This is a genomic window from Pseudonocardia sp. P-1, assembly GCF_058111925.1.
Genome location: NZ_JBYJZH010000002.1, coordinates 240,940 through 254,280, shown reverse-complemented (window position 1 = coordinate 254,280; position 13,341 = coordinate 240,940). Strand labels below are relative to the sequence as shown.

11 protein-coding genes are annotated in these 13,341 nt (G+C 71.1%); 7 read left to right on the top strand and 4 right to left on the bottom strand.

From position 1 onward, the window contains the following. On the bottom strand, positions 1-292 hold a 292-nt coding region (locus AC0GKK_RS27945), incomplete at its 3' end, for an ArsR/SmtB family transcription factor (RefSeq protein WP_489884165.1). Between the two features lie 97 nt (positions 293-389). On the opposite strand from AC0GKK_RS27945, the gene AC0GKK_RS27940 reads away from it, so the two are divergent. Beyond that, on the top strand, positions 390-641 hold the full coding sequence (locus AC0GKK_RS27940; protein ID WP_224400969.1) for a hypothetical protein: 252 nt from the start codon (positions 390-392) through the stop codon (positions 639-641). Positions 642-685: 44 nt separating this feature from the next. Here the strand turns inward: AC0GKK_RS27940 and AC0GKK_RS27935 are convergent, their stop codons facing one another. The 3 genes from AC0GKK_RS27935 to AC0GKK_RS27925 form a co-directional block, all read right to left on the bottom strand. Beyond that, positions 686-1,819: an MFS transporter gene (locus tag AC0GKK_RS27935; RefSeq protein WP_224400970.1), complete on the bottom strand. Its 1,134-nt coding sequence runs from the start codon at positions 1,817-1,819 to the stop codon at positions 686-688. A gap of 122 nt (positions 1,820-1,941) precedes the next feature. Beyond that, entirely contained in the window at positions 1,942-2,067 is a 126-nt protein-coding gene (locus tag AC0GKK_RS27930) for a hypothetical protein (RefSeq protein WP_255624031.1), read from the bottom strand. A gap of 191 nt (positions 2,068-2,258) precedes the next feature. Continuing rightward, positions 2,259-3,596, bottom strand: coding sequence for an NAD(P)-binding domain-containing protein (locus tag AC0GKK_RS27925; protein WP_224400981.1), 1,338 nt, complete (start codon positions 3,594-3,596; stop codon positions 2,259-2,261). Positions 3,597-3,699: 103 nt separating this feature from the next. Here AC0GKK_RS27925 and AC0GKK_RS27920 point away from each other — a divergent pair, with 103 nt between their 5' ends. From AC0GKK_RS27920 to AC0GKK_RS27895, 6 genes are all read left to right on the top strand, one after another. Continuing rightward, a complete protein-coding gene (locus AC0GKK_RS27920) occupies positions 3,700-6,741 on the top strand; it encodes a Tn3 family transposase (RefSeq protein WP_489884164.1) in 3,042 nt (1,013 codons plus the stop codon). 74 nt (positions 6,742-6,815) lie between these two features. Continuing rightward, positions 6,816-7,538, top strand: coding sequence for a phosphatase PAP2 family protein (locus AC0GKK_RS27915; RefSeq protein ID WP_489884163.1), 723 nt, complete (start codon positions 6,816-6,818; stop codon positions 7,536-7,538). Further along, complete coding sequence (locus tag AC0GKK_RS27910; protein ID WP_346109117.1) at positions 7,535-8,941, top strand: sensor histidine kinase; 1,407 nt, start codon at positions 7,535-7,537, stop codon at positions 8,939-8,941. The genes AC0GKK_RS27915 and AC0GKK_RS27910 overlap by 4 nt, the downstream gene beginning before the upstream one ends. Then, positions 8,938-9,588 carry a response regulator gene (locus AC0GKK_RS27905; protein WP_346864807.1) on the top strand — a complete coding sequence of 217 codons (651 nt, stop codon included), beginning with the start codon at positions 8,938-8,940 and terminating at the stop codon, positions 9,586-9,588. The genes AC0GKK_RS27910 and AC0GKK_RS27905 overlap by 4 nt, the downstream gene beginning before the upstream one ends. A gap of 242 nt (positions 9,589-9,830) precedes the next feature. After that, a complete protein-coding gene (locus AC0GKK_RS27900) occupies positions 9,831-10,769 on the top strand; it encodes a recombinase family protein (RefSeq protein ID WP_346109419.1) in 939 nt (312 codons plus the stop codon). Positions 10,770-12,268: 1,499 nt separating this feature from the next. After that, a complete protein-coding gene (locus AC0GKK_RS27895; RefSeq protein WP_345651138.1) occupies positions 12,269-13,066 on the top strand; it encodes a transposase family protein in 798 nt (265 codons plus the stop codon). The last annotated feature ends 275 nt before the right edge of the window (positions 13,067-13,341 follow it).

The window sequence follows — 13,341 nt, the reverse complement described above, 5'->3', positions numbered from 1 at the left end:
GGTAGTGGATCCAGGTGCCGCGACGTTCACCGATGATCAGCTCGGCCTCGCGTAGGACCTTGAGATGGTGCGAGATCGTCGGGCCGGACAGGTCGAAGACCTCGGTCAGGTCACACACGCAGGCCTCCCCGCCAGCGTGGGAGGCGATCAGGGACAACAGGCGCAGCCGGACGGGGTCTCCGAGGGCCTTGAACACGCGGGAGATCTCGCTCGCGTGCTCCGGGGAGAGCGGTTGCCCGACCAGCGGCGACCAGCACGACGGCGCCACACCCGGCGGCTCCTTATTCGACATACTTCTATCTTGACGTCTATCGAATAAGAGTGCAACCTCGCAGGGCCGCCCCGGATCGAGCGTCGTCGATCCAACCCTGCGCGACTGGAGTGATCGCATGCTCGACCCCGGTGAGGCCGGCGACCGCACTGCGGTGTCACGGCATCACGGACGTGCTCACCGCCACCGGCTCCCGATGCCCGTCAGGGATCCAGTCTCGCGCGCCATCGGGCAGGCGATCATCGCGGTCGCGGTCGTCCTGGTCCTGTGGGGATTCCTGGCCGGCGACGCCGATCTCACAGCAGGTGGTGTGACGACGTTCGCCTGTCTGCCCGCAGCGGGCCTGGCCAAGCTTGCCCGATCCCGGTGAGCGCCCCGCCCGGAAGTACAGCCGGTCGGGTCAACATCAGCCTTTCATCCCGGGTGGCCGGCCGGTTCGTTGTGGGCGCGGACCAGCCTCGCGTAGGTCGCCACGCATGCCCACGCCACCGCCGCGACGACGAGGAAGGAGCGGTAGACGCCGTCGTACCCGACTTCGGGGGCAAGGGACGCGGCGCCGACGGGGGCTAGCAGACCCGCGAGGCCCCACCCGGTGAAGACCAGGCCGTAGGTGGCGCCGAACCGTTCGCTGGGCACCACGTCCGAGACTGCCGCCGGGGTGAGCGTGGATAGTGCGCCGTATTGGGTTCCGAGTAGGAACAGGGTGGCAAGCGCGACGGGCCCGCTCGCACTCAGGGCCAGTGGCAGACAGGCAAGAAGGAGGAGGGCGGAGTTGGCGTGCAGGGCCGCGGATGGTCCCACCCGATCCGATAGCGGCCCGGCCATGAGCCGACCGACGAAGTTGCCGGCATTGAGCAACGTCACCGCCAGCGCCACGGCCCCCGCAGTCCCTGCCAGCTGTCCGGCCTGCGCGAAGGCCGCGAGGGCCGGCGCGCTGCCCAGCGCGAAAGCCAGCCACAGCGCGACGACCGGCCCGCTCGGGTGGCGCCGGCCGGTGCTCCGGGGCCGACGTCGTGCTACGCGCGGATGGGCCACGCGACCGGGAACGAGCACGGCCGCGACGGCCAGAACGCCCCCCAGCGCGGCGGCCAGCAGGACGAAGGTCCAGCCACGTCCGAACGCCATGAGCAGCGCAGCTGCCACGGGTGCCAGGACGGCTGTGCCGGCCGCGTAGGCGCTGACCACGAGGCCGAGCGCCAGGCCGCGCCCGGACTGCACGGTGCCGGCGACCCGGACCGCGGTGGCGTAGCCGAGCCCGGTCGAGCCGCCGAGTAGGACACCGAAGGCGAGGATCAGTGTGACCACTGAGGTCGCGACAGCACTGCCCAGCAGACCGATCACGGTACCGATCGCGGCGACGATGGCCAGCCGCCGAGGTGAGACCGCGTCGGCGACCCGGCCACCGACCAGGACCCCGGCCATGAAGGCCACCAGGCCGACGGAAAAGACGCTGGCCAGCCCGGTATCGCCGACCCGGAGTTCCCGGCACAGGGACGCGGTGAACACGTCCCAGGCGAATAGTGGGCTCACCGCCAGGTCGAGCAGCACTGCGCCGGTGAGCGCGCGCCTCTTACTCATCCGGAGGGGGCTCGGCCTGGGTCGCCGGCCAGCGGGGGTAGGAGGTTCGGCGTCTTCTTGCTGGCCATCGTCGCGTCCTTCCCGTGGGCGTATCAGCCAGGCCGGTGGCGAACCCGGCGGTGATCATCGAGAGTGACCAGCCGGGGTCGGCGGGTGATGGCCGGGGCCAGCACGGGCAAGGCGTAGTACAGCACGCCCCAGCTGACGATCTCGGTCACGCACAGCACGACCATCACCCGACGCAGCCCCGCTCGAGCTCAGCGACGCGGTCGCGGCGGTGGGTTTCACAGAGGACATTCGCGGTTGGCCTCCCAGCGAGGCCCGACGCGGCCTCGCCGCCTCCGGCGATGGTGCCGATACGCGGCGATGGGTCGCGCCGGGACGGACAGCAGTCAGGCGGGTCGGCCAGTCAGGATGCCGCCTGTGCAGTCTGGTCGATCGGTTCTGCCGGGCCGCAGCAGCCGCCCTCGGCCTCCGCGGTGGCGGCGGCGGGGTCGTCGAACAGGCCGGCGCCGCCGCAGACCCCGGTGTCGGGCAGCACCAGCTCGACCCGCTCGGCGGCCTCGTGGTCCCCGGCCAGTGCGGCGGCCACGGAGCGGACCTGCTCGTAGCCGGTCATCGCCAGGAACGTCGGTGCGCGCCCGTAGGACTTCATCCCGACCACGAACACCCCGGGCTCGGGTTGGGTCAGTTCGCGGGCGCCGTGCGGGTACACGGTGCCGCAGGAGTGCACGTTCGGGTCGATCAACGGTGCCAGGGCCCGGGCGGCCTGCAGGGTCGGGTCCAGGTCCAGCCGCACCTCCGCCAGCCATGACAGGTCCGGGCGGAACCCGGTCAGCACCACGACCTCGTCGACCGGGGCGAGCCGGCGCCCGTCGAGGGACTCGAGCACGAGCCGGTCGCCGGTCTGGGCGACCGCGCTGGTGCGGAACCCGGTCACCGTGCTGATGTGCCCGGCCTCGACCGCGGCCGCGGCGCGCCGGCCCAGGGCCCCGCGGGCGGGCAGTTGGTCGGCCTCCCCACCGCCGAAGGTGTCACCGACCTGCCCACGGCGCAGCAGCCAGTCCACGTGCGTGCCCGGCGCGGTCTCGGCCAGTTCGGCGAACGCCACCAGTGCGGTCAGTGCCGAGTGCCCGCTGCCGGCCACCGCGACCCGCTTGCCGGCGTAGCGGGCCCGCACGCTCGGGTCGGCCAGGTCTGGCACCTGGTAGGCGATCCGGTCGGCGGCGGCGCGCTCGCCCGCGGCGGGCAGCCCGTCCGCGCCGAGCGGGTTCGGCGAGTCCCAGGTCCCGGAGGCGTCCACCACGGCGCGGGCGAGGATCCGCTCCTCTCCCGCGGCGGTCTGCACGTGCACGGTCAACGGTTCGGTCTCGCGACCGGCGTCGACCACCCGGTCCCGCCCGCGCCGGGCCACACCCGACACTCGGGCGCCGAACCGCACCCGGCTGCCCAACACCTCGGCGAGGGGCTGCAGGTAGCGCTGCGCCCACTGCTGCCCGGTCGCGTAGGTCTCCGGGTCCGGGTGGGTCCATCCGGTCGGGGCCAGCAGCTTCTCCGCCACCGGGTCGACCACCTCGGCCCACCGGGAGAACAGTCGCACGTGGTGCCACTGCCGCACGTGCGCACCGGCCTGCTCACCGGCCTCCAGCACCAGCGGCTCCAGGCCGCGGTCGAGCAGATGCGCGGCGGCGGCGAGCCCGACCGGCCCGGCTCCGACCACCACGACCGGCAACGTGTTCTCACTCATCGGGGTGCCGTTAAGGAACGTGTCACCAGGGGCGAAGTAGTCCGCTGCTGGCAACGCGCTAACGTTCGTTCCTGCTGGTCGGGGCCGGTCTGAGGAGGCGTGCGTGGCCCGGGTGTTGGAGCTCGATGAGTTGGTCGAGCACTTCACGTTGCTGCCGGACGAGTCGGCGTTGTTGCGCAACAAGTTCGGCGCGACCCGGTTGGGGTTCGCGCTGTTGTTGAAGTTCTTCGTGCGCGCGGGTCGGTTCCCGACCGGGCGCTCGGAGCTGGGCGATGAGGTGGTGGAGTTCGTCGCCCGCCAGGTCGGGGTTCCGGCCTCCGAGCTGGGGTTCTACGACTGGTCGGGGCGCACGATCAAAGCGCACCGGGCCGAGGTACGCCGGGTGCTGGGGTTCCGGGAGTGCTCGGTGGCCGACGCCGAGAAGCTCACCGACTGGCTGATCGAGCAGGTCGCTCAGGTCGAGCGCCGACCGGAGCTGGTGCGTGAGGCGTTGCTGGGCCGCTGCCGCGACGAGCGGGTCGAGCCGCCCGCGCCGGCGCGGGTAGGGCGGATCGTCGCGGCCGCGCTGCACCGCGCCGAGGAAGCGCTGTTCGACCGTGTCGCGGGCCGGCTGTCGGTCGTGGAGACCGCCCGAGTGCTTGACCTGGTCACGGCCGCTGTGGATGACACCGTCGTTGATTCCGGTCCGGGCGTCCGGGCGGGCGCTGGCGTCCCAGCGGTTGTCGAGCTCGATGACGATGGCCCCGGCCGCGCGACGACGGGGGACTCGGCCGTCCGTGCGGGTGCGGAGCTGTTGGGGTTGATCCGCAGCGAGCCCGGGGCAGTGAGCTTGGAAAGCATGCTCACCGAGATCGACAAGCTGATCGCGATCCGCCGGGTCGGGCTCCCGGACGGCCTGTTCGACGACGTCGCCCCGAAGGTCTTGGCTGGCTGGCGCACCCAGGCGATGGTGGAGTCCCCGTCGCATCTGCGCGCGCACCGCCGGGAGCAGGCGGTGACGTTGCTGGCGGCGTTGCTGCACTCCCGGCATGGGGAGGTGACCGACGCGCTGGTGGATCTGCTGATCGCCACGGTGCACCGGGTCGGGGCGCGGGCGGAGCGGCGCGTGACCGAAGAGTTGGTGAACGCGTTCAAGCGGGTCACCGGCAAGGAGAACATCCTGTTTTCGATCGCCGACGCCGCCTTAGCCCACCCGGATGATGCGGTGCGGGAGGTGGTGTTCCCGGCGGTGTCGGGTGGCGAGCAGACGCTGCGAGAGCTGGTCCATGAGTACAAGACCAAAGGGCCGGTGTATCAGCGCACGGTGCGGACCACGCTGCGCGCCTCGTACACCAACCACTACCGACGCGGCCTGGTTCGCCTGCTGGAGGTGCTGGAGTTCCGCTCGTCGAACATCCACCGCCCGGTGCTGGACGCTCTCGAGCTGATCGGGCGACACGCGGCGTCGGGGAACCGCTCCTACTACCCGGTCGAGGAGGGCGTGCCGCTGCATGCGGGGCTGGGTGGGGACTGGGAGCCGCTGGTGTGGCGCACCGATACCCGTGGCCGGCGCCGCGCGGTGCGCATGGCGTATGAGATCGCGACGTTCCAGGCGTTGCGTGAGCGGTTGCGCTGCAAGGATGTCTGGGTCGCCGGTGCGCAGCGGTGGCGTGATCCGGATGCTGATCTGCCGGCCGACTTCGAGGTCCACCGGGTCGAGCACTACCGGGAGCTGCGCAAGCCGCTGGACCCAGCCGCGTTCGTCGACGAGGTCCGCCACGAGCTCGGCGACGAGCTCGACGCCCTCGAAGGAGCGTTGCCCGGCCTGGGCTGGCTGGAGGTGACCGACCGCCCCAGCGGGGCGATCAGGCTGACCCCGCTGGACGCCGTCCCGGAACCGACCGGGTTGCGCCGGCTCAAGGCGGAGGTGGCGCGGCGATGGGGTGCGGTGCCGCTGGTGGACATGCTCAAGGAGACCGTGCTACGCACCGGCTGCCTCGCGACGGTCACCTCTCGGGCCGGGCGAACCGGGATCAGCCCCGAGGTCTTGGCCGAGCGGCTGGTGCTGGCGATCTACGGCTACGGCACGAACACCGGGCTGCGCGCCGTCGCTGCGGGTGGGCACCCGCACAGCGAGGAGGATCTGCGTTACGTGCGGCGCCGCTACCTGAACCCGGGCGCGGCGCGGGAGATCGCGGTCGCGATCGCTGATGCCACCTTCCGCGCCCGCCGCGACGCCGTCTGGGGCGCGGGGTCGACCACGGTGGCCTCGGATTCCACCCATGTCGCGGCGCTGGATCAGAACCTGCTCACCCAGTGGCACTCCCGCTACGGCGGCCGCGGGGTGCTGATCTACTGGCACGTCGAGCGGGACTCGATGGCCGTGCACTCCCAGCTGATCTCCTGCACGGCATCCGAGGTTGCGGCGATGGTCGAGGGCGCCGTGCGGCATGGCACGTCAATGCAGGTCGACGGGAACTACGTGGACTCCCACGGCCAGTCCGAGATCGGGTTCGGTATCACCCGGCTGCTGGGGTTCGAGCTGTTGCCGCGGATCAAGCAGATCAACCGCGTGAAGCTCTACCGGCCCGCGGCCGGGCAGACCGACCGGCACCCGCGGCTGGCGTCGGCGATGACGCGCCCGATCCGCTGGGACCTGATCGCGCAGCAGTACGACCAGATGATCAAGTACGCGACCGCGATCCGCACCGGCACCGCGAGCACGGAGGCGATCCTGCGCCGGTTCACCCGCGCGGCCTCCCATCCGACCTACCAAGCGATGCTGGAGCTCGGCCGCGCCCAGAAGACCATCTTCGTCGCCCGCTACCTGCGCACCCGGGAGCTGCAGCGCGAGATCAACGCCGGGCTCAACGTAGTGGAGTCGTGGAACCGGGCGAACTCGGTGATCGCCTACGGCAAGGGCGGCGGGCTCGCGACGAACAGGCGCGACGAGCAGGAGATGATCGTGGCCTGCCTGCGGATCCTGCAGGCTGCGCTGGTCTACGTGAACACGCTGATGCTCCAAGACGTCCTTGACGACCCCGACTGGGCCGACGGCCTGTCGCCGGCCGACCGGCGAGGCCTGTCCCCGCTGTTCTGGACCCACGTGCTGCCCTACGGACAGGTCCACCTCGACATGACCGCGCGGCTACGCCTGCGGACCTGACCACGCCAGAGGGCTGCCCTGGCGATCCGACGTGGTCGATCCTGCCGATCGCGGATCGTTCCCGATCGTCGTGGGTGGTGCCTGCCGATCGTTGGATCCGGCCGTCGCCGCTGCTGACGAGGCTCCCGGGCATGGTGTCGATTCCGGATGTGCCCGACGCGAGCGCGCAGCTGCTCGCCGATCTGCTGGCTTGGCTCGGTCCGCTACCGCCGTGGGCGGGGTCGGTCATCGAGCTTGCCGGGGAGCTCCTGCTGGTGCTGGTGCTCGTGGTGTGGCTGCGGGTGTGGGCTCTGGCCCGCGGCGCTGATGCCCGGGTGATGGCGGTGGTGATGGCGGTGGTCCTGGCCGCGCCCGCGGGGGCTGTGCTCGCGTGGGGGGCGAGCGAGGCTCTCAAGCAGGCGCTGCAGGTGGATCGGCCGTGTCGTCTGCTTGCGTCGTTCCCCGGTTGGGCGGTGTGCGCGGCACCGGGTGACTGGTCACTGCCCAGCAACCACGCCGCGATCGCCGGGGCGCTGACCGTCGCGGTCACGGTGGCCGCGTGGCGGATCGGCACACCAGCGGCGGCGGTAGTGGTGCTGGTCGCCGGGCCGGGCGCCGCGGGGTCGCGGGTCCTGGCTGGTGCGCACTTCCCGCACGACGTCGTGGCCGGCGCCGTGCTCGGTGGCATCGTGGCGGCCGTGGTCATCCTCGTGTTCGACCGGGTCGCGCCCCGGCCGCTCGGGCGCCTGCGGGCGCAAGAACGAGCCGTGCTGCTCCTCGGCACCGCCCCACCCCGCGGCCGTGGGCCGGGTCGGTGACCGACCGCGCGACGCTCGCCCTCAGCTCCGTCATGCTGGTCGCGGCGGCGCTGTGGGTGATCGCCTACCTGCTCACGTCCGACGGGGACGGCGTCGTCGTGCTCGCGCTGCTGGCGCCAGCCGTGCTGGGCGCCGCGGGCGTCGCCGGACGCTGGGGCCGACGACACACCGTGTGGCTACCGGCCGTCGTTCCCGCGGCCGCGGCGCTGGTCGTGCTGCTCGCAACCGGTGGCCTGGACTCGGCGACCGGCGCGTTCATCGCAATCGGGGTCCTGTTGTGGACTCCGTGGCTTGCGGGGCGCTGGCTGCGCGCACGCGCCGCACTCGGACAGGCCGGGTGGCAGGCAGCAGCCCGGTGGGAGGACCAGGCCCGGGAGGCCGAGGACGACGCCCGCCGGCGGGAACGGGATCGGCTCGCCGCCCGGATGCACGATCTCGTCGGCCACGACCTAGCCCGGGCCGCGCTCACCCTCGGCGGACTCGAACTCGACACCGCCCTGCCCGCGCCGGCCCAGCGCGCGGTCGCGCGCGCCCGCCAACAGGTCAGCACCGCGGCCGAACACCTGGCCGAGGCGGTGACCGCGATCGACGCCACCCCGACGGCCACCCCCACAGGAGCCGAACTCGACGACCTGGTCACGGACCTGCGTGCCGACGGCAGCGACGTCGCCCTGGTCCCTGCAGATCCGTCGCCGCTGCTCGACGGGACCGACCCCGCGATCGCCGCCTTGCTGGTGCGGGTGGTGCGCGAAGGTCTCACCAACGCGGTCAAGCACGGCGGCGACGGGCCGATCGAGGTGTCGTTCGCCCGATGGCCCGCGCAGATCGTGGTCGTCGTGCGCAGCCACGGCGCCAACCAGCACCCGGCGCCGGGCTCCGGGCACGGGCTCGCCGCCCTGCGCCGGGACGTGGACGAGATCGGCGGCGCACTCGAGCACGGCCGTTCCCACGACGACTACCTGCTCGCCGTCCGCCTGCCGGTCCACCACCCCGCCCCGGCAGGCCCGACGCAGGTCGACCATGCCCACCGGCTCGCGCTCGGCGATGTGCGGCGCTCGCGGACCACCGCCGTGCGCGGCACCGCGGCCGTGATCGCGGTATCGATCCTGCTGGTCGTGGCCTACCGCGCCGCGGACGTCGCAACCTCGGTGCTGCCCACCGACACGTTCACCGCGCTGGCCCTCGGAGACACTCGCACTGCGGTGGCCGACGCGCTGCCCCTGCGGACACGCACAGACGCCACCGGCATCCCGGCACCGGCCGGCAGCTGGTGCGAGCACTACAGCAGCTCCCCGGACCTGCTCTCCGCCGACCTCTACCGGCTGTGCTGGGTCGATGGGCACCTCACGAGCAAGGACCTCCTGCGCCGTCCCGCGGCCGATCCGGGCACGATCGGCACATGACCCGCGTGCTGCTCGCCGACGACGAGCCCGTCGTACGGGCCGGGGTGGCAGCGATCCTGGCCAGCGAGCCCACGATCGACATCGTGGCCGAGGCCGCCGACGGCCGCGAAGCCATCGACCTCGCCACCGTCCGCCGTCCCGACGTCGCGGTTCTCGACGTGCGGATGCCTGGTATTGACGGTCTCGCCGCCGCCGCCGAGATCCGCCGCCGCGAACTAGGCTGCGCGGTGCTGATCCTGACGACGTTCGCGGACGACGACTATCTCGTGCGCGCCCTCGCCGAGGGCGCCGGAGGATTCGTGCTCAAGACCGGCGACCCCCGCGAGATCATCGACGGCGTACGAGCCGTCGCCACTGGTGGCGCCTACCTGTCACCGCGGATGGCGCGACGAGTACTGGATCTCTACACCCGCCGCCACCGACGCACCCCGGCCCAGCGCAGCGCCGTGACGGTCCTGACCGACCGCGAACGCACCGTTCTCGGGCTTCTGGGCGCTGGGATGTCCAACGCCGAGATCGGCCGCGAGCTACACCTGGTCGAAGGCACTATCAAAGCCCACGTCAGCACGATCCTCGACCGGCTCGGCCTCCGGAACCGGGTACAGGCCGCGATCGTCGCCTACGAGCACGACCTCATACCCGACTGACTCACGTTGATCTCGGACCACGCCGATGCCCGGAACACCAACACCGTCGTGAGCAACCGGACGACGGCGCTCCCACGTGAGGTCCGCTCACCCGGAGTCCGGCAGTCATGAGTCCCGGAAACGATCGTTAACGAGATTCATCCACCCGCACGGCGGACACTCAGCTACGATGAGTCCCGTATCTCGGTCCGGAAATCATCATCCCGGAACCCAGCCCAGCCACGGTTAAGGGGACTCGTGTCGTGACGCGCTACGGGTACGCGCGGGTCTCCACCCGCGAACAGAACACCGACCACCAGATCGACGCCCTCGCCGCCGCTGGCGTCGCTCCGGAGCACCTGTTCGTGGAGAAAGTGTCCGGCAAGCTCGCGTCCCGCCCGAAACTCGACACCCTGCTCAACCTCCTAGCCCCCGGCGACGAGGTGGTGGTGACCCGGCTCAAGCGCATCGGGCGCTCCCAGCAGCACCTGCTCGACCTCGTACGCCGATTCGGCGACGAGCAGGTCGACTTCGTCGTGCTCGAACAGGGCATCGACACCTCCACCCCCGGAGGGCGGTTGGTGTTCCACTTCCTGGCCGCCCTGGCCGAGTACGACCGGGAGATGATCGTCGACGGCACCCTCGACGGACTCGCTGCCGCGCGGGCCCGCGGCCGCGTCGGCGGACGGCCTCCGGCGCTCTCGCAGCGCCAGCTCGATACCGCCCAGCAGATGTATGACACCGGCCGGCACACCGTCGCCGAGATCGCCGAGACCCTGCGGGTGGGGCGCAGCACCCTCTACCGGGCCCTGCACGCCCACGGCGACGGCCGCGACTGCGCCCTGATCGTCTACCGCAACACCCGCCCGAAGACCGACCACACCCACCGCCGCTACGGCGAAACCGGCGCCGCCGAGAAGTTCCAGCTCGAAGCCGACCGCAAATGGTTCCCCATCGCCCCGGCCCGCCGCCCCCGGCTGCGCGCGATGGTCTACGTCGCCGACAGCATCGTGGTCCGCGTCCGCGCCGTCATCGGCGACCTCGGCGCCTGGAACGACGACGACCGCGGCTACGCCGACATCCCGCTCGGCCCACCGCTGACCGACCTCCAGATCGCCCGCCAGCTCCCCACCCTCGGGATCTCGCTCGGCGACCCACGCCCCCACGTCCGCGGCAAGATCCGCGAGTACGTCACGCTGTAGGACCCCCAGCTCAGCCCGGGACGTGCGCCGACAGACCTACTTTGCCCCTGGTGACAAGTTCCTTAACGGCACCCCAACCACCGCCGCGGCGACCTCTCGGCCGGGGCACGGGATCCGCTACGGATCATCGGGGCCCGACTCAAGCCGTGGCGCGGCCGCCTCGACGAGATCCGCGCCAACCAGATCGGACGCATGCGGACCCACGACACCACCACCGGCCGGGGCGGCGGTCCGAGCAGCGGCGAAAGTAGGCCTGCGGCGCGACTCGATCCCGCACTGCTCGACCGCCCCGCCGGGCGGGGCGCCCGCCAAGCCGCCCGCGCTGCCCTCAGCGAACATCTGCGCCAACTCCACCAGTCCCGCGCCGCTCGCCAGCTCGGCACCCGCGGCGCCGCCAGCGCTCCACGGACCACACCATGACACCCGCCCTACAGACGTCTATCGGGCTGACCCGGTCAGCGGCTTCGGCTGCAGCCGATATGAAGCAACGGGTTCGCCGGACTCGGACCTTTCCCGGGCGCTGCGGCTCCGGGTGGAGCAGGGCCACCGCCATGACGCGCGGCGCGCTCGGCGGCACCCTGTGGGCGTAGGTCAGCCCACGCGTGGATCCCGGCCGGCCAGATGGGGCGAGCGCCAGCGGCATTTCTGCCACCGTTTCCGAAGCTCCCGACAGCGTCCTCTCCCTACGACTACTCCACATGGCCTAGTATTCGGACATATGGGGTCAGCGCAGGGCCGCGGGCGACGGCCGTTCTTGCTGGTTATTGCCTGCCTATGTGCGGCCGTCACGGCTTGCTCTGCGACGCCCCCGGCAGCTCCTGCGCCGGCGCCCGCCCCGGCCACTCCGGAGCCTACTGCCGACCCCCGGAACTGGGTCGGTGCCTGGAGCGGGGCGCTATACGGCGGACCCTCCGTGGACGAAACATGGGAGCCTGTCAGCAGGGGAATAGGAGGAGGGAAGTCGACCTCACTCCCGTTTACCGACGAAGGCACCCTCTCGGCAGGCGACGCCAGCGTTCTATCGGTTACCGATATCCGGTTCGTCGCAGCCGTCGAACCGCCGAATCCGGATGAAGCATTTTCCCCACCGCCGGGACACCGACTCATAGCGATGTCACTGTCTCTCTACGGTTACAAACTCAGTCCGCCTGTCACCTGGGTTGACATCGAAACCAGCGGTGTACAGCTTCGCGTCCCCATTGAGGACAAGCTCCCCAACAGCTGGCACCACCTGAACAACACTTACATGGTTGGATATCCAGGGTCAACTTCAGGAACAGGGCCAATCCCTCCGACCAGGATCGCGTTCGTGATTCCCGACTCGAATACTCCGAAACTCACCCTGACAGCCTCGAATGGCCGAAGCACGACAGTGAGCCTTTGCCAACCTCGTGTTCGTACTGGTCAGCGAGTGTCCGGCGTGGCGTGACCTGAGATGGGTGAAGCTCCTGGTAGACGGGCGATTGACTAGATCTGACCGCCTGACCAGGAGCTTCAAGGTGCTGTCCTACCCGTCCGGGATGACCGTGTCCAGCCGCGCCCTGCACGTGTTGTCCGACGCGCTGCGCGCACACCGCAACCAGCGCCGCACCCGGTGGCGCAAGCTCACCCCGGGCCGCCAGGCCCTGCTGGTGATCGCGCACCTGCGCAAGGGCGAGACCTACGCGGATCTGGCCTGTGGATTCGGCGTCGGGACCTCGACGGTGTACCGCTACCTGCGCGAGGCGATCAGGCTGCTCGCCGCGATGGCCCCGACCCTGGAGCAGGCGATCGAGGTCGCGATCGGGAAGGCGTTCGTGATCCTCGACGGGACCCTGCTGCGGATCGATCGGGTCGGCATGGCCGGCGGCTACGACCGCGCGTTCTACTCGGGGAAACACAAGGCCCACGGGTTGAATGTGCAGGTCATCGCCGATCCGATCGGCAGGTTGGTGTGGATCTCCCCGCCGCTGCCCGGTGCACGACACGACATGGGAGCCGCCCGCGAGCACGGGATCATCGATGCTCTGGACCAGCACCAGATCCGGGCGGCAGCCGACACCGCCTACCAGGGCGCCGGCCCGACCGTCGCGGTTCCCCAGCGCCGGCGACGCAAGGACCCCGACACCGGCCGCTACCGGCGGCTGTCGCGGGCGCAGAAGGAGGTCAACGCCGCGCACGCCCGCCGCCGCGGACCGGGCGAGCGGGCCAACGCCGAACTGAAGAACTGGAAAGTCCTCCGCAAGATCCGCTCCAGCCCGAACCGGGCCGACGAACTCATCGCCGCAGTTCAGACCCTCGTGATCGCCAACGCTTGATCAGGTTGGCAAAGGCTCATTGAGTTCTCCGTGCTCTCTCGAGGGGATCGAGCGGCAGGCTCCGCGACCGGGGCCGCAGTGTCAGGCGGGCCGAGGATCGGGGAGGCTGACGGGTCGGCTGGCGTCGGGCTCGTTGCAGGACACGGCGCCGTCGAAGACGAAACGGTGCACGTCGAGGACCTGATAACGCCGGCGTCCGAGTTGGCGGCCTACGCACTACCGCCAACCACATGGACCACGTGCACACCTCGTTCGACTGACATCAGCTGCCGTCG